The organism is Rhodococcus sp. R1101, from assembly GCF_000278445.1.
Classification (GTDB): domain Bacteria; phylum Actinomycetota; class Actinomycetes; order Mycobacteriales; family Mycobacteriaceae; genus Rhodococcus; species Rhodococcus gordoniae.
Genome location: NZ_AJVB01000003.1, coordinates 1 through 15,625, shown reverse-complemented (window position 1 = coordinate 15,625; position 15,625 = coordinate 1). Strand labels below are relative to the sequence as shown.

Sequence of the window (15,625 nt, the reverse complement as noted above, 5' to 3'; positions counted from 1 at the left end):
CGCCCGACGGCGAGTGACGGTATTCGACCGTAGCGCCCGACGTTCCCGGCACGGTGCTCGCGACGCGATCCTCCGTCGCGAGCACCGTCCGGTGTCCGTCACTCCGGCGCGACCCGCACGAGCATCTTCCCGAAGTTCTTCCCTTCGAGCATGCCGATGAACGCCTCCGGGGCGTTCTCGAGTCCGTCGACGATGTCCTCGCGGTACTCGAGCTTCCCGTCTCGGACCCACGCCGAGACCTCACGCAGGAAATCGCCGTACATCTCCTTGACGAATTCGCTCTGGATGAACCCGCGGATCGTGAGGCTCTTGGTGAGGATCGAGTTGAACAGTCCCGGAAGACGGTCCTTGCGGTTCAGGTCTGCACCGTTGTACTGCGCGACCAGACCGCACACCGGAATTCGCGCGTAGGTGTTGAGCAACGGCCACACCGCCTCCTGCACCGGTCCGCCCACATTCTCGAAGTAGACGTCGATGCCGTCGGGAACCGCCTCGGCCAGCTTGTCGGCGAAGTTCGGGTCGCGGTGGTCGATCGCCGCGTCGAAACCGAACTCCTCGATCAGCGCGCGGCACTTCTCCTGCCCACCTGCGATACCGACCGCGCGCGCCCCTTTCAGCTTCGCGATCTGCCCCACGGCAGATCCCACCGGACCGGTGGCGGCAGCGACGACGACGGTCTCGCCCTCCTTCGGCTGCCCGATCTTCAGAAGTCCGGAATAGGCTGTGAAACCGGGCATTCCGAGCACACCCACGGCAGTGGATATCGGTGCGGCCCGCGGATCGAGTTTGCGTACCGCGGAACCGTCGAGGACGGCGTGCGACTGCCAGCCGGCACCTGCGAGGACGTAGTCGCCCGGCTCGAGTCCGTCGTACCGCGATTCGACGACCTGGCCCACCGTTCCGGCGACCATCACGTCCCCGAGTTCGACGTGCGCGGCATACGACTTCGCGGTGCTCATCCGGCCGCGCATGTACGGGTCGAGGGACAGGTAGACGACGCGCAGGAGGATCTGACCGTCGTCGACCTCGGGCAAATCCACCGTCTCGAAGCGAAAGTTGTCGGCGGTGGGTGCCCCCTCCGGACGCGAGGCGAGAACGATGCGGGTGCTCTGACTCGTGGTTTCACTCATGCCGACAGTGTGCCGCACGCGGAGGCGTCCTGAACGCCGCGCGGGCACCCCGGCAGGCACGATCTCGCGCCGGAGGGGTGTCGGGCCAGGCGTGTCGGGTCAGGCGCTGCGCTGCACCTCACCGCGAGGCACCTGATAATTCGAGAACAGCTGCGAGTGGATGACCTCGGTGAAGGACGGTCCGTCCTGCTCGACCCGGGCAGGACGGCGAGTGGGCGAAGCGGTGTGCGAGGCACCCATCTGCGATGTGGAGCGGATCGCCATGTCGATCTCCTCTCGGAAGGCGGGGAGAGGTGGCCACCGGCACCGTACAGAAGGTGCAAATCGGGTGAGCGACCCCTTGGGAGATACATATACCCCGTCCATGCCCGATATGCACCTGTCGCTTTCGGCGTATCTCGCACCGGTCCGTCGGAGGCCCTCGGGAGCTACCTGCGGACCTCGTGGCCGTCCGAGACGGGAAGTACACGGATCGGTGCGCTCGTGGCCGAGTTCAACGCCCCCACCCGGCCACTCAGGGTCGAGTCCGGATCCCAGGCCCGCACGGCGATCGCACGAGAACCTCCAGGAGGCAGATGGAACCACGAATCCTGCAGGTCACCACCTGTGACATCGAGACGAACGTAGTGCGCGGCGGCCTCGGTTCGCACCTGCACGCTCCAGCCGTCCGGGACCGGTCGAGCGGTCGCGTCCAGCCCGGTTCCACGCTCGACGGCCCGTGCCGGACCCCCCACGAGATGCACGGCCTCCGACAACACCGCACCGGCGTGATCCACCAGCCGTGCGGTGGCAGTCTCGAATGTGCGCGGCCCGAATCGATACGCAAAATTGACATCGGTGAAACCGCCCGTCAGCGCGGCCCACGAGAACACCCGGGTTTCGTGCGGATCGAGACACAACGGCAGCGACACGTCCACCGGCACGGCACCCGACGGGGTGTGGGCCTGCACCTGCAGCGTGACGTCGAGGACGTCGGCGGTGTCGTTGATCGCGTCCACACGCAGACCGTCGAGGCCGTCGTCGGTGAGAAGCACGGTGACGGGCGCGAACACCCGGGCCAGCACCCACCACGGTGCCTTCGGGTTCCCGTCGGCGTCGAGCACACCCCATCCGGCACCCGGTTGCAGGTCGCGGGCGGACAGGATCAGGGCGCCGCGACATCCCGATCCGGCTCGTCGCCAGTACTGCAGCACCTCGGTGTAGGCCTCGCAGATCGCCGCCCGTCCGAGCGCGAGATACCGGGCGGGATCGGCCCACCGCACCTCGGAGGGGTCGACGCCGAAGATCGTGCGCACATAGTGGTCTCGCACGTCCTCGAAGTCCCAGGAGGCGCCGTTGTCGCGTGGCACAGCCGCCTTCCACCGCGGATGGTGACCGGCGACATTCACGCTGCCGAACTCGGCTTCGATCGCGGTGTCGGACGGCGGAATCGAGAACGCGAGGCATTCGGCGGCGAAGCGGACGCCGGCGACACGTACGTCACCGATCGGACGGCGGTATCCCCCGACACCGAAGTAGTGCGCCACACCCGAACCGACCGCGATCGGAAGCGTGTCGCTGCCCGGGGGCGCGGACGGCGACGAGGACACCCACACCGTGCCCGGCCACTCCCGATCGACGATCTCGGGCAACCAGTCGTCGAGTGCCGCGATCGACACGCCGGTCAGACCCAGCATGGCCGGTTGCTGTTGGGTCTCACTCCCCCCGCACAGCACGACGGGAGCCGGATTCCCCGCACACCGGCGCGACAGTGCGCGCACCTCGCCCTCGAGCAGCGAGCGGACGTGCGGGTCGTCGGGCGGGTCTGTCGTGGCGAGCATGACGTCCTGCCACACCATGATGCCCAGTTCCGCACACGCCGAGTAGAATTCGTCGTCCTCGTAGACCAGGGTGCCCGGGATACGGATCGTGTCCACGCCTGCGGACACACAGCGTTCGAGGATGCGTCGGGTGCCGGCCGGGTCGTTCAGCGCGATGGGGTCGGTCGGTGTCCACACCAGTCCGCGGCAGAAGACGTCGACCTCATTGATCCGCAGTCCGAAGCCGTCGCCAGGAACCTGCTCCACCGAACGGAAACCGATGCGGCCCAGTTCGATCCGGTGCCCGTTCAGAAGAACGTGCGCCGCATACAGGTTCGGGTCGCCGCAGGTGTGCGGCCACCACCGCCTCACCTCGGGGATCGTCACCTGCATCCGCACGTGTGCCGTACCGTCGGATCCGTAGTCGGGCCGTGCGTGCGCCGTCGCGCCTTCGATGTCGACGACCGCCCCGGAGACGGCGGCGCCGGCCAGGACGAGGTCGAAATCGACGAGCCCCTCGGATCCGTGCAGAGCCGTCCGTATCGCACACTCCAGCACGATCGGTTCGCCGGAGCCGACGAGACGCACGGGACGCCACGGACCGACCGGTGCCGGAGCTCCGCCGTAGACCGGGGCGCGCCCGAGCATCGTGGTGCGGAACCACCGCAGTCCCTGGGCCGATACGAGCGACGAGCGCCAGCGTCCGCGCGGCCTGCGCTCACGGAGTGCGGCGTCGAGCGAAGCGCACCGGATGGCGATCCGCGTCGTCGACGACAGGTGGTCGAGAACTACGGTGAACGGCACGAACATCGATTCCGATGTGGCGACGAGCGTACCGTCGACCCAGACGTCCGCGAGGATCGCGAGCCCGTCGAAGGTCAGGTACCACGGCCCGTGACCGGACACCTCGACGTCGGTGACGAACCACCAGTCGCTGCTGTCGGGTGACGACGCCCGGGCCGCCGCGGCGCCGTCGGCATCCCGGATCGCGCCCGCAGCTGTGCCGGGTATGCGGACCGGCAACCAGCGACCGTCCTGTGGGAGTTCGTCGGGATGGACCACCGTCCCGGAATCGACTCCGAGGCAACGCCACCGGGTGTCGTGCAGCAGATCCATGTGCGCCGGACCCGTCATCGCACGCCGGCGGCGCGGACGACGGTCGCCATGGCGTCTCCCCAGGCATCAGCCATCGCGACCAGCTGATCACCGGGTTCGACATCGCGGCCACGCGCCGCGCGGGCCATGCGGAACTGCACGCTCTTCGCACCCTCGGCGACCGCGCGGAATCCGTCGGCCGCGGCCGCCGCACCGGGGTAGCCGCGACCGTCCATGTAGAGGCTCACGTCGGCGGCGAGTTCGGCGGTCGCGCCGCACTGACGGAGCACCCCGAACGTCCACGGATGGAAGACGTCCATCCCGCCGGTGCGGATCCGGTCGACGTCCGCAAGAACCCGGGTTCCGAGTTCGCGCATCGGGTTCGAACCGGCGCGCATACGCAGGTGCCGCAGGAGCACCGTGTCGAACGCATCGCACTGCGGCTGCGACGCCTCGACCCGCACCTGCTCGAGATAGGGCGGCCAGGTGGGTACCGGCTCGTCGAGACCGAACACTCCGCGGAAGTCCTCACCGGCGAGGACGTGATAGCCGCTGTTGTGGAAGTACTCGAGGGTCTCGGCATCCCGGTCGATGAGGTTGGGCACGATCGTGGTCTTGGAACGACTCTCCCGGTATCCGGTGCCCTCGGTGTCGGGCAACCAGTAGGCGTCCACCTCGACCGTGGACAGCAGGCCGGCGGCGGCATTGTCCTCGAGGTGGTCCACCGGACGGCGCCACACGTTCATCTCCGCGACGTCGATCCCGTAGAGCGACATCAGGTCTTCGGGGCGGAACTTGAGGAAGGTCCACTGGGCGCCGTCGAATCGGGCCGAGAACGCGCACGCGGCCGCGGGGACCGGATCGTGGCCGAGCGCATGCAGCACCTCGACCCACAGGTCGACGTAACAGTTGGTCTCGGTCCAGATCCGGTCGGCGGCGTGCACGAAATGCGGTGAGTATCCGCCGACGCGGACGTCGATGAGCCGATCGCTCACGGGAACAGCCTGTCGCGCACCGGAACGGGCCAACGGTCGACGTCGAGTCCGTGGGTCCGCAACAACGCCAGGGCGATGCGCTCCATACCGAATCCGACGCACGCGCTGTGTGCGACTTCGCCGTCGGCCGTGCGGATCTCGAACGTCTCGCCGAAGTGCTCACGATGGCAGTTGCAGGAGACCACGGCGGTGCCCTCGTCGAGGTCGCCGTAGAGACGGACGGTCAGTTCGGTCTTGAGGTTCTCGGTGCGCTGGTTGACGGCCAGCATGCGTCCGGCCCGTCCGAAGAACGGATCGTTGGCGGGCACGGCGCTCGCGTCGAGACCGAGCGAGTCGAGCACCTCGAGTCCTCGCTGAATCCAGGAATCACGATGCTGCGCAGCATCGTTCTCGGTACCGATGCGCACGAACTCGTGCATGCGGAAGGCCTGCATGCGGGCGGGATCGACGGCGGGTTCGTGCCGGAAGCAGTAACCGAGGACATCGAGCAGTTCGCCGCCCTCACGCAGCATGCCGGTGTACCGCGAGTAGGCGGGATGGCATGCGGCGGAGACGAGCACGGTGTCGGCGGGTTCGAGCCACGGGTCCCACGCCTCGCCGCGCGAGCGGGCGGCCAGCAGTGCGGCGTGCTCGGCGTTGCTGCCCGCGAAGGTGTTCACCGCTCCCGTCAGGTGCGGGAACGAGGCGATGTAGTCGGTCCGCTCGAAGCTCGTCCTCGGGAAGACCGGCGGGAAGCGCAATCGCGTCGCCGCCCGGCCCGGACCTGCCGCGACCACCACGCGGTCGATGCCGTCCACGATGTCCTCGAAGACACCCGAACGTCCGTAGAGGCCGGGAACACCGGTCTCCACGAGCAGTTCGGCCTCGAGCAACTGTTGCTGGAAGTCGAGGCGGGCGCGCTCGAGTTCGGACAGTTCGTCGGTGGCAGTGCTGGTCGTGGCCGGACTGGTCACAGAGTCCCCCGGTAGGCGATCGACATCTGGGCCGAGTTGTTCATGATGCGGTCGTTGTTGACCATCACGGCGGCACCGTGCGCGTCGCGCAGGTGACGGCCGAGCGAGTACTGCGAATCCTCGCGGTATCCGGCGATACCGCAGACGAGCATCGCGCGGTTCACCAGATCCACGACGAGGGTGGACGCGGTGACCTTGAGGTTGTTCATGGCGAGCGAGAAGCCCATGCCCGACATCGATTCGTCCTGTGCCGACGCCGCGGCGTCGAACCGGGCGGCGGACGCGGCGACGAGATCGGCGAACTGCTGGTGCACGGCGGCCGCTTCGGCGAGTCGCAACGCACCGGGCGGGGTGACACCCGGGCTGCGGCGCGCCGCCGACCGCACGAACGAACGGGCCTTCTCCATCGTCGCGTCGGCGATGCCGAGCCACACCGCCGACCACACACTGTGCGAAACGGGAAGCATGGTGCGCGACGAGATCTCGGCATAGGACGCACCTACCACGAGATCGGCGGACGTCGTGCCGGTGAGGACGAATCCGGGACTGCACGTGCCCCGCAACCCCAGGGTGTCCCAGCTTCCCGTGGGCTCGAGGGTCACCCCGTCGCGTCGGCACACGACGAGCGCCTGGTCGCTCGGCGGGCTGTCTGCGGTGCGGCGCGCGGTCACCAGGATCGCATCGGCGTACTCGCCGTACGAGATGACCGGCGCGTTCTTGGTGAGCGAGACCGCCTCTCCGTCCCGAGTGAGGGCACAGACGCTGCTGCGCACGTCGCCACCGGTGCCGAGTTCGGTGGTCGCCGAAGCGATCAGGTAGTCCTTCGCCACCGCCTCGGCCACGAAGGCCGCCACGCCCGGGGTGGAGTGACGCACGAGCGACAGGATCTGCGTCTGGTGCATCGCGAAGATCATCGCGGTCGAGGCGCAGTACCGGCCGAGGATGCGTGCGACGGCGCACAGCTCACCCAGCGACGCTCCCTCCCCGCCCTGTTCGACGGGGACAGCGCAGTTCAGGAGCTTGTAGGCGCGCAGCGCGTCGACGGCCTCGTGTGGAAAACGTCCCTCCCGATCCACCTCGGCCGCCGCGGGTCCGGCGCTCTCGCGTCCGACGATCTCGGCACGCGCGAGCAACGACAGCTCGGTGTTCTCCGATACGGTGAGCGGCGCGGACACGGAGGTCACGCGACGCCCAGTTCCGTCAACGCCGACCGGATGGCTCCGACGCTCGCGAACGTGCTCTTGCGCAGCAGTTCGTCGGGGAACTCCACGTCGAAGGCGTCCTCGAGGGCGAGCATCACGTTCACGCTGGCGTGCGACGTCAGGCCGAGTTCGTAGAGGTCGGCGGTGGAGTCGAGCACCGTGCTGTCGACCGACAGCTTCGCGTGCGCACCGAGGACCTTGCGGATCACCTGCTCCGTCATGGATGTTCTCCAATTTCTGCTTCTTCGACGCGGGTCGCCACGACCGTCGCGATGGCATATTCGGGCTCGTGAGAAATCGAGACCTGAATGTCGGTCACCTGTTCATCTCGCGCCAGGGCAGCCGCGTTACCGGCCAGTAGGACGGTGCATCCGCCCCAGTCCGCGCGGCGGATCTCGATGGCTCGCCACGGCACCGCACGGTCGCGGGGACGCAGGACCTTCATCACGGCTTCCTTCGCGGCGAAACGCGCCGCGAGCCGTTGTGCGCGACCCGGACCGGTGCATACCTCCAGCTCGTGGCGGGTGAACACACGCTGCAGGTAGCGGTCGCCGAAGCGGTCGATGCTCGACGCGATGTCGCGGACCGTGACGACATCGCAGCCGACGCGTGTCGTCGCGACGCAGGGGCCGCTGCCATCGTCGTTCATGGGTCACTCCTCGGGATGCGCTGCACACGGTAACCGCAGGCCGGCCGAGATACACCATCCGAACACCTCTGGACTGCAGGAAATCCCGGAAATCACCCCGACTTTCACCCGGAGTGCCCGTCGAGCACCGGCAGTTCGCGCGGTGAGCCGGGGTTCGCCACCGCTACACGCCGCGTCGGTCCCGGCTCGGCGCGTCGACGACGAAAGGCCCCGACCGGATGGTCGGGGCCTTTCGATGATCGGGGAACTATGCGGACGCCGGCACGGCTTCCTTGTCGCCCGGCCGCTCGTCCTTCGTCTCCGTCGCTTCGTTCTCGGCAGTGGGCACCGGTGCGGTGCCCTGCGCGTAGTAGAAGTGCGGGCGACGGTGTCCGAGGAAGGAACCGCACCACGACAGGACCGCGATGTAGCGGTTGCGGAAGCCGACCAGGTAGACGAGGTGGACGGCGAGCCACAACACCCACGCGATGAAGCCGGTGAGTTCGATCTTCCCGACCCGCGTGATGGCGCGGAATCGGTTGATGATCGCCATGCTGCCCTTGTCCTTGTACTGGAACGGGGTGCCCATCGCGACCTTGCCGATGATCATCTTCGCGACGTGGCGGCCACCCTGCATTGCGAACGGCGACTGCGCCGGCAGATTGTCGAGAGTGACCATGTCGCCGATCGCGAAGATGTTGTCGCTGCGGCCGACGGTGAAGTCCGGGTCGACGAGCAGGCGTCCGCCGCGGACCGTCTCGCAGCCGGTGCGCTCGGCGAGCACGTCGGCGAAGTCGTTGGCCTGGATACCGGCCGACCAGATGATGGTCTCCGCGGTGAGCCGGCGGGTCTCCTCGGTCGTGGGCGTGGTGAGCGTGGCACCGTGCTCGTCGATGTCGGTGACCATCGTCCCGAGAACGACGTCGACGCCGCTCTTCTCGAGCGATTCCTTGGAGTACTCGCTGAGCTTGCCGCCGAACGGGGGCAACACCTTGTCGGCGCCCTCGACGAGCGTGACGGTGACGTCCTCCGAGCGGATGTTGCCGATGGACTCGGCGAAGTAGCGCTGCGCCAGCTCCTTGATCTGTCCCGCGAGCTCGACTCCCGTCGGGCCGGCGCCCACGACGATGAAGCTGAGCAGATTCTTCCGACGTTCCGGATCGGTGGTGACGTGTGCTTCCTCGAAGCACCGCACGATCTGACGGCGAAGCCGCTCCGCATCCTCGACCGTCTTCAGCGCGTACGTCAGGTCGGCGAACTCGTCGCGTCCGAAGTACGCCTGACGCGCGCCGGTCGCGGCGACGAGGTACTTGTAGCCGAGGCGCAGACGCTGACCGCCGGCCTCGTAGACGACCGTATTCTCTTCGGGCAGGACATCGACGACCCGGCCCAGGCGGACGTCGGCCTGGGGGTACTCGGCGAGGATCGCACGCACGGAAGGAGCGATCTCACCGGGCGAGAGAACCCCGGTGGCGACCTGGTAGAGCAGCGGCTGGAACAGGTGCTCGGTGGTCTCCGAGATCAGTACGAAAGGCGTGCCGGCCTTGGCGAGCTTCTTGGCGGTGGCCAATGCTCCGAAGCCGGAGCCGACGATGACCACGTTCGTCCGATCGATCCGGGTCGCTGTGTCCGCACCGTCCATGCTGTCGTAAACCTCCGCGTGCTGGGTGTCATCTCCGTTGATGTATGACTCCCAACGTAGGTACGAAGGACCCTTGTTATCCACTAACCTGGGATATTCGAAAAACTGTTATCTGTTCTGCTCATAAATACAGGTGGCCTGTCCTCGGGAGGAGCCATGGATTTCCGTCAGCTGCGCTACTTCTTCGCCGTCGGTGAGGAGGGCAGCTTCTCTCGTGCCGCCCAGCGTTGTTTCATCTCGCAGTCGGCGATCAGCCATCAGATCGCGAAGCTCGAACACGAACTCGGCGCCACCCTGTTCGACCGCACCACTCGTTCGGTCGAGCTCACCCCCGCCGGCCGGCGTCTGATGCCGATCGCCGCCGAGGTGCTCGGCCTCGAAGCGAAGGCTCTCGAGGTCGGCCGCGAGCCGCGGGAGAGCATCCGGATCACCGCGAACATGAGCTTCGCGTCGCAGAGCCTCGACGCCATCTCCAGCGTCCGGGAACGTCATCCCCAGATCGACGTGGAGTTCGTCATCAAGGACTTCACCGACCGCGTCAATGCGGTCGCGTCGGGGGAAGCCGACCTCGCGCTGATCCGCGGCGACGTCGACCGCCCGGGTCTGGAAGCGGTGCGCCTCGGCATCGAGGAGCTCGTGATCGTCACGTCGAGCGAACACCCGCTGTCGGCGTTCTCGACCGTCGACCTCGGCGATCTCGCCCACTATCCGTTGCTGCTGCCGCCGCGGGGCAACCAGGTGCTGTTGCACCGTGTCGTGGAGGACGCTTTCGTGGAGGTCGGGCGCCGCGTGCGTCTCGGACCCCCGATCGCCCGCGACCACACGGCGACGCTCGAGGTACTCACCAATCCGCGGGCGTGGACCGTGCTCTACGCCGGGACGGCGGCCGGCACCCCTCGCAAGGGGCTGAAGTTCATGCGCGAGATCCACCATCGGCTGCAGGTGCCGGTGTGCGGGGTGGTGCAGAGGAACGCGAACCCGAACCCCGAACTCGAGTTCCTCATGCGGGCGCTCGCGCAGTCGATCGTGCCGCCCACCGACAGCGCGCCGTGACCCGCTCCTCCCCACGCCCCGGAGGAATCGGAGAGTGGGGCGGTCATCGGTGCGCGCGTTTCCGCGCACCGATGACCGCCTCACTCGTCCGCCTCCTACAGCGTGGTGGCAACCTGCCACGCCGAATGCATTGCGCCTTCGATGTAGTCGACCGAACCGGCGTCACCGACGACCCGGACGTCGACGCCCGAGCCGGTCAGTTCCTCCGCCAGAGGAGCGGCCGCCGACACCCCCGTGGCAACGATCACCATCGATGCCCGCACCGAATGCGTTTCTCCGCCTGCGACGAACTCGACGGTCTTGCGGGTGATGCGCTTCAGGGCGGCATTGCGGTGGATGTCGACGCCGACGTCGCGGGCATGTTTGACCGCCGTCCACCGGCGCGGCATCGCCATGGGCACACCGAGCTGACCGCCCTCGGCGACAAGGGTCACGCGGCTGCCGCGCTCGGCGAGGAACTCGGCCAGCTCGAGGCCCACGAGAGAGCCGCCGACCACGACGACGTTGCGGGTCATCGGCAGGAACTTGAGGAACTTGGTGCTCAGGAACCGGATCCTGTCCGGGCTCTTCGTGATCCCCAGCGCACCCCCGAGCCGCCCCATCACGCGCAGCAGAGGGGACTGGCCGGAGACGTCACCGGATCCGGTCATGAGAGCGCGCATGGTATCGCCGGTGTGCACGTGCGGGAGATTGCCGCCCGGGACGTCGGGCCGGTCGCGGACGGCGCCGGTCGCGACGACGACGACGTCGGGCGAGAGCGCCCGGACGGTCGCGGCGGTGGCGGTGGTGCCGAGCCGGACGTCGACGCCGAGGCGGGCGACCTCACTCTTCAACCAGTTCAGCAGCCGTTCGTTGTCGGGGGTGGTCAGCGTGGAGAACCACAGGGTGCCACCGAGCCGGTCGGTCTTCTCGAGCACGGTGACCCGGTGCCCGCGTTCGGCGGCGATACGCGCGGACTCGAGACCGCCGGGGCCGGATCCGACGACCACGACATGCTTGCGGGTCTCCGTCTTCGGGAACGGCAGCAGGGTTTCGTTACCGAGCGCCGGATTGACAGCGCACAACGGGGTGTCGTCCCAGAAATTCTCCTGGACGCACACGTAGCAGTTGATGCAGGGGCGAATCCGCTCGGGCGTACCGGCTTCGAGCTTGTTCACCACTTCCGGATCGGCCAGGAGCTGACGGCCCATCGCGACGAAGTCCGTGCGTCCTTCGGCGATCATCTTCTCTCCGACCTCGGGGAGCATACGGCCGACGGTGATGATCGGGACCGACACCGCGCGCTTGATCACGGCAGCGTTGTCGGTGTAGAAACCGACCTTGTTCGGTAGCGGGCCGTCGGTGAAGTTCGCGAACGCGTTGAGCGCCGTACCCGTCACATGGATGGCGTCGGCACCGGCCTGTTCGAGCAATACCGCTGCGGCAGCTGCCTCGTCGGGTGCCATGCCGTCCGATTCACCGTACTCCTGCCCGGCCAGACGGACGATCACCGCGAGGCTGTCCCCGACCTCGTCCTTGACGGCGCGCACGACCTCACAGGCGAGTCGTGCCCGGTTCTCGAGCGAGCCGCCGTATTCGTCGGTGCGCTGGTTCGAGTAGCGGCTGAGGAACCCGCCGAGCACATAGTTGTGAGCACAGTGGATCTCCACCGCATCACCGCCTGCCGCCTTCACCCGGCCGGCCGCCTCGGCGAACATCCTGACGAGCCACGCCAGATCCTCGTGGGTGGCTTCGTGATAGGTCGACGTCTTGCCCCCTTGGATGGCGGCCATCTTCTTCAATTCCGCCGGGGTGCAGTCGATCATGGCGCTCATGTCGCTCGGCGGCCGGGGCTGCGAGGGGACCAGCATCGGGCGGTCTTCGAGCGTGTCGATCCGCGCGACCCTGCCGTGATGGGTCATCTGGACACACAGCTTGCTTCCGGCCGCGTGGACGGCGTCTGCGAGGGCAGAGAGACCGGGAATGAACCGGTCCTCGGACAGGCCGGGCTCCTTCTCACTGGCGCAGCCGAGCGGATAGGCGACCGCACAGCAGCCGGTGATGATCATGCCGGTACCACCGGCGGCGCGCGCGGCGAAGTGGTCGATGTCGGGCTGGTGGATCTCACCGTCCTCGCACAGGTTCATGTCCATCGCCGCGAGCACCACTCGGTTGTCGAGGGTGATCGGGCCGATGGTGCCGGCGGAGAGGAGGTGGGAATAGGACCGGGTGTCGTTCATAAGGAAAGCAGCTCCTGGAAATGGCCGAGAGATCTCTCGAATGGCATGAGAATGTGTTGTGCAGCAGGTGTATACGCGATGGGCGTTCCTCGGAAGTGTGTTTCGGCGCGCATCCCGGCGGGGTCAGACGAGAGCCTGCAGGGCGGCACCGTAGCGGTCGACGATGTCGTCGATGGGCGCGGCGAGCAGCCACGGGCTTTCCACGACGTACAGGGCGGTCATCAACCCCGCGAGCTGTGCCGCCAGCAGATGAGCGCGCAACTCGGCGTCGTCACCGTCGAGACGCGGCGCCAAGGGGGTGATGATCATCTGTTCGATGGCGTCCTGCAGGTGCTCGCGGACGGCGGGGCGGTCCGACGCGCGTACGAGTGCGGCGTAGACGGCACCGGATTCATCGGTCTGCCGGGCGCGGGTGCGCCGGACGACGAAGTCGACCAGCGCCCTGCCCAATCCGTCGAGTGGCCCCCCGATGACCTCGAGGAACGCGTCGGACATCGTCATCGTCCGCACGAACAACTTTTCCTTGGATCCGAAATAGCGAATGACCAGCGCGGGATCGACACCGGCGTGGCGCGCGATATCCCGGACGCCGGTGGCGGCGAAGCCCTGCTCGGTGAACAATTCCTCGGCCGCTTTCTCCACGGCAGCACGGTTGTGGGCGGTACCGGTACGGGCACCCTGCTCGATTTCGCCAGACATCCTCGTCCTCACCTGTAGTTCCGACAGTCCAGTCAACGGTGTTGACGAGAACATGTCAACAGTGTTGACTGTCTCACCGTCACAGAAACTGGGCTCACCGATGAAGGTCCACGTCGCATCCGGCGTGAGCACGATGACCGTCCTCGTACGCACCTACGGATGCACCCGTCGCCGACCGGACTCGGACCGTTCGGCCGGCCCTCGTGCAAGGATGCGAGGAGCAGTAGTCGACGAGGCCGCAGGAGGCGCTCATGGAGCACACCGAATCGTCGTTCACCGGCGGTGGGGCGATCCCGATCGTGTACGACGTGTGGTCGCCGGAAGCCCCTGCGGGCGTGCTGATCCTCAGCCACGGACTGGGCGAGCACGCCCGTCGCTACGACCACGTCGTCGAACGGCTCACCGACCTCGGCCTGGTCGTGTACTCGCCCGACCACCGCGGTCACGGACGGTCGGGCGGCAAGCGTGTACACGCGCGCGAGATGCGCGAGTTCACCGAGGATCTCGACACCCTGATCGACCTGGCGCTCCACGAGCATCCCGGACTGCCGGTGTTCATGCTCGGGCACTCCATGGGCGGTGCCATCGCGCTCGCCTACGCGCTCGACCATCAGGACAGGCTCACCGCGCTCCTGTTGTCCGGACCGGCCGTGATCGTCACGTCGGGAACACCGAAGCCGGTCGTGGAGATCGGGAAGCTGATCGGACGTTTTCTGCCCGGTGTGCCGGTGCAGAAGCTCGACAGCACGGCGGTGTCGCGCGATCCCGCCGTGGTCGCGGCGTACGACGCCGATCCGCTCGTGCACCACGGTCTCGTGCCCGCCGGGCTCGCGCGAGTGCTGGTGCTCAACGAGCAGAGCCTCGAGCAGCGGCTTCCGAACCTGACCCTGCCGTTGCTCGTCATGCACGGCACCGAGGACACCCTCGCCGATCCGGCCGGGGCGCAACTCATCGCCGACCGTGCCGGTTCGAAGGATCTGACGCTGAAGTTGTACGACGGGTTGTTCCACGAAATATTCAACGAACCGGAGAAGGACCGCGTGCTCGACGACCTGACGGCTTGGTTGAAGGCCCGGCTCGCCGGCCGGTAGGAGAACTCGTGCCGACACGCATGCCGGTCGCCTTCCTCGGCCACGGCAGTCCCCTCAACGCGCTCGAATCGAACCGCTACACGCAGGCATGGGCGGCATTCGGACGTTCCGTTCCGACTCCCCGCGCGATCCTGGCGATCTCCGCGCACTGGTACATCAACGCCACTGCTGTGACGTCGATGCGATCGCCCCGCACGATCCACGATTTCTTCGGGTTCCCGCAAGACCTGTTCGACGTCGAGTATCCGGCTCCGGGTGCTCCGGAACTGGCGGAGGAGATCGCCGATCTCGTGCACCCGACGTGGGTGGGCGCCGACGTCGATTCGTGGGGCATCGACCACGGCACCTGGTCGGTGCTCACCCATGCTTTCCCGAATGCGGACATCCCGGTGGTGCAGCTCAGCCTCAATGCCTACAAACCGCTCGACTATCACGTCGATCTCGGCGCTCGCCTCGCCGCATTGCGCGACCGCGGGGTGTTGATCGTCGCGAGCGGCAACGTCGTCCACAACCTCGGCGCGTTGGATCCGCAGCGACCGGGGGCGGGATTCGACTGGGCGCATCGATTCGACGAGGACGTCCTCACCGTCCTTCACGACCGTCCCGGAGATGCGGCTGCGCTGCACGAGCACGCCGACTATCGCAAAGCCGTGCCCACCCCGGACCATTTCCTGCCGCTGCTGTACGTCGCGGGTCTCACCGCCGAGGCCGGGGACCGGCCGGCCACTCTCGTCGACGGGGTCGAATACGGATCGTTGTCGATGACCTCGTACGCCCTCGGAACGGACTGCCCGTCCGCCGACGGTGACGGGCACGGGGCCGGATTACCCGAGACCCCGGAGCCATCCGACACCAACCTGTGAGCGTTCAGGCAGCGTCGTCCACTGCCACGATCACGCGCCGTGCGAACCGGGTACTGAGCCCGATCAGCTCCATGGCCTCGGGAATCGCGCGGGCCAGGACCGGCCACGCGTGGATCTGCCCGCGCCACAGATGTGTCTCCACCGACCGACCTGCCGACGCGAGATGCTCGGTCATGATCTCCACGTCCGGCCTGGTCAGCTCGTATTCGGCCGCGCACATGAACATCGGGGGGAACAGCGCGGGATCGGCGTCGAC

At 67.5% G+C, this 15,625-nt stretch carries 15 protein-coding genes; 3 read left to right on the top strand and 12 right to left on the bottom strand.

The genetic code is table 11. The annotated features are described in order from the left end of the window. Positions 1-98: 98 nt before the first annotated feature. From R1101_RS0100665 to R1101_RS25605, 9 genes are all read right to left on the bottom strand, one after another. Positions 99-1,130 (bottom strand): NADP-dependent oxidoreductase, encoded by a 1,032-nt coding sequence (locus R1101_RS0100665; RefSeq protein WP_016931562.1) that lies wholly within the window; start codon positions 1,128-1,130, stop codon positions 99-101. A 99-nt stretch (positions 1,131-1,229) separates the two neighbouring features. Continuing rightward, complete coding sequence (locus R1101_RS30555) at positions 1,230-1,394, bottom strand: hypothetical protein (RefSeq protein ID WP_016931561.1); 165 nt, start codon at positions 1,392-1,394, stop codon at positions 1,230-1,232. Positions 1,395-1,558: 164 nt separating this feature from the next. Next, the gene (locus R1101_RS0100655) at positions 1,559-4,045 is read right to left on the bottom strand and encodes a glycosyl hydrolase 2 galactose-binding domain-containing protein (RefSeq protein ID WP_051017428.1); all 2,487 of its coding nucleotides are present in this window, start codon (positions 4,043-4,045) and stop codon (positions 1,559-1,561) included. Between the two features lie 14 nt (positions 4,046-4,059). Beyond that, complete coding sequence (locus R1101_RS0100650; RefSeq protein ID WP_016931559.1) at positions 4,060-5,019, bottom strand: DUF1839 family protein; 960 nt, start codon at positions 5,017-5,019, stop codon at positions 4,060-4,062. Beyond that, entirely contained in the window at positions 5,016-5,972 is a 957-nt protein-coding gene (locus tag R1101_RS0100645; RefSeq protein ID WP_016931558.1) for an amino acid--[acyl-carrier-protein] ligase, read from the bottom strand. The genes R1101_RS0100650 and R1101_RS0100645 overlap by 4 nt, the downstream gene beginning before the upstream one ends. Further along, the gene (locus R1101_RS0100640; RefSeq protein ID WP_016931557.1) at positions 5,969-7,156 is read right to left on the bottom strand and encodes an acyl-CoA dehydrogenase family protein; all 1,188 of its coding nucleotides are present in this window, start codon (positions 7,154-7,156) and stop codon (positions 5,969-5,971) included. The genes R1101_RS0100645 and R1101_RS0100640 overlap by 4 nt, the downstream gene beginning before the upstream one ends. Further along, on the bottom strand, positions 7,153-7,395 hold the full coding sequence (locus R1101_RS0100635; protein WP_016931556.1) for an acyl carrier protein: 243 nt from the start codon (positions 7,393-7,395) through the stop codon (positions 7,153-7,155). Before R1101_RS0100635 ends, R1101_RS0100640 begins: the two co-directional genes overlap by 4 nt. Continuing rightward, positions 7,392-7,823, bottom strand: a complete 432-nt coding sequence (gene acpS, locus R1101_RS0100630; RefSeq protein WP_016931555.1) for a holo-ACP synthase — start codon at positions 7,821-7,823, stop codon at positions 7,392-7,394. The genes R1101_RS0100635 and acpS overlap by 4 nt, the downstream gene beginning before the upstream one ends. A gap of 247 nt (positions 7,824-8,070) precedes the next feature. Next, positions 8,071-9,444: an NAD(P)/FAD-dependent oxidoreductase gene (locus R1101_RS25605; protein ID WP_016931554.1), complete on the bottom strand. Its 1,374-nt coding sequence runs from the start codon at positions 9,442-9,444 to the stop codon at positions 8,071-8,073. Positions 9,445-9,600: 156 nt separating this feature from the next. Here R1101_RS25605 and R1101_RS0100620 point away from each other — a divergent pair, with 156 nt between their 5' ends. Further along, the gene (locus R1101_RS0100620) at positions 9,601-10,497 is read left to right on the top strand and encodes a LysR family transcriptional regulator (RefSeq protein ID WP_016931553.1); all 897 of its coding nucleotides are present in this window, start codon (positions 9,601-9,603) and stop codon (positions 10,495-10,497) included. A gap of 95 nt (positions 10,498-10,592) precedes the next feature. On the opposite strand, the gene R1101_RS0100615 is transcribed toward R1101_RS0100620, so the two are convergent. Next, positions 10,593-12,716 (bottom strand): oxidoreductase, encoded by a 2,124-nt coding sequence (locus R1101_RS0100615; protein ID WP_016931552.1) that lies wholly within the window; start codon positions 12,714-12,716, stop codon positions 10,593-10,595. Positions 12,717-12,839: 123 nt separating this feature from the next. Beyond that, positions 12,840-13,415, bottom strand: coding sequence for a TetR/AcrR family transcriptional regulator (locus R1101_RS0100610; protein ID WP_016931551.1), 576 nt, complete (start codon positions 13,413-13,415; stop codon positions 12,840-12,842). Between the two features lie 251 nt (positions 13,416-13,666). Between R1101_RS0100610 and R1101_RS0100605 the strand changes: the two genes are divergently transcribed. Next, positions 13,667-14,506, top strand: a complete 840-nt coding sequence (locus R1101_RS0100605; protein ID WP_016931550.1) for an alpha/beta hydrolase — start codon at positions 13,667-13,669, stop codon at positions 14,504-14,506. A 20-nt stretch (positions 14,507-14,526) separates the two neighbouring features. Next, a complete protein-coding gene (gene ygiD / locus R1101_RS0100600) occupies positions 14,527-15,369 on the top strand; it encodes a 4,5-DOPA dioxygenase extradiol (RefSeq protein WP_016931549.1) in 843 nt (280 codons plus the stop codon). A 4-nt stretch (positions 15,370-15,373) separates the two neighbouring features. On the opposite strand, the gene R1101_RS25600 is transcribed toward ygiD, so the two are convergent. Further along, positions 15,374-15,625 (bottom strand): alpha/beta hydrolase (locus R1101_RS25600; RefSeq protein WP_037221849.1); only part of this gene is annotated, 252 nt, incomplete at its 5' end.

Bases quoted from the DNA above. Each gene is read 5' to 3' on its own strand.
- R1101_RS0100610 (WP_016931551.1), bottom strand. From the start codon at position 13,415: ATGTCTGGCGAAATCGAGCAGGGTGCCCGTACCGGTACCGCCCACAAC.
- R1101_RS0100615 (WP_016931552.1), bottom strand. From the start codon at position 12,716: ATGAACGACACCCGGTCCTATTCCCACCTCCTCTCCGCCGGCACCATC.
- R1101_RS0100655 (WP_051017428.1), bottom strand. From the start codon at position 4,045: ATGGATCTGCTGCACGACACCCGGTGGCGTTGCCTCGGAGTCGATTCC.
- ygiD (WP_016931549.1), top strand. From the start codon at position 14,527: ATGCCGGTCGCCTTCCTCGGCCACGGCAGTCCCCTCAACGCGCTCGAA.
- R1101_RS30555 (WP_016931561.1), bottom strand. From the start codon at position 1,394: ATGGCGATCCGCTCCACATCGCAGATGGGTGCCTCGCACACCGCTTCG.
- R1101_RS0100665 (WP_016931562.1), bottom strand. From the start codon at position 1,130: ATGAGTGAAACCACGAGTCAGAGCACCCGCATCGTTCTCGCCTCGCGT.
- R1101_RS0100620 (WP_016931553.1), top strand. From the start codon at position 9,601: ATGGATTTCCGTCAGCTGCGCTACTTCTTCGCCGTCGGTGAGGAGGGC.
- R1101_RS0100605 (WP_016931550.1), top strand. From the start codon at position 13,667: ATGGAGCACACCGAATCGTCGTTCACCGGCGGTGGGGCGATCCCGATC.
- R1101_RS0100635 (WP_016931556.1), bottom strand. From the start codon at position 7,395: ATGACGGAGCAGGTGATCCGCAAGGTCCTCGGTGCGCACGCGAAGCTG.
- R1101_RS25605 (WP_016931554.1), bottom strand. From the start codon at position 9,444: ATGGACGGTGCGGACACAGCGACCCGGATCGATCGGACGAACGTGGTC.
- acpS (WP_016931555.1), bottom strand. From the start codon at position 7,823: ATGAACGACGATGGCAGCGGCCCCTGCGTCGCGACGACACGCGTCGGC.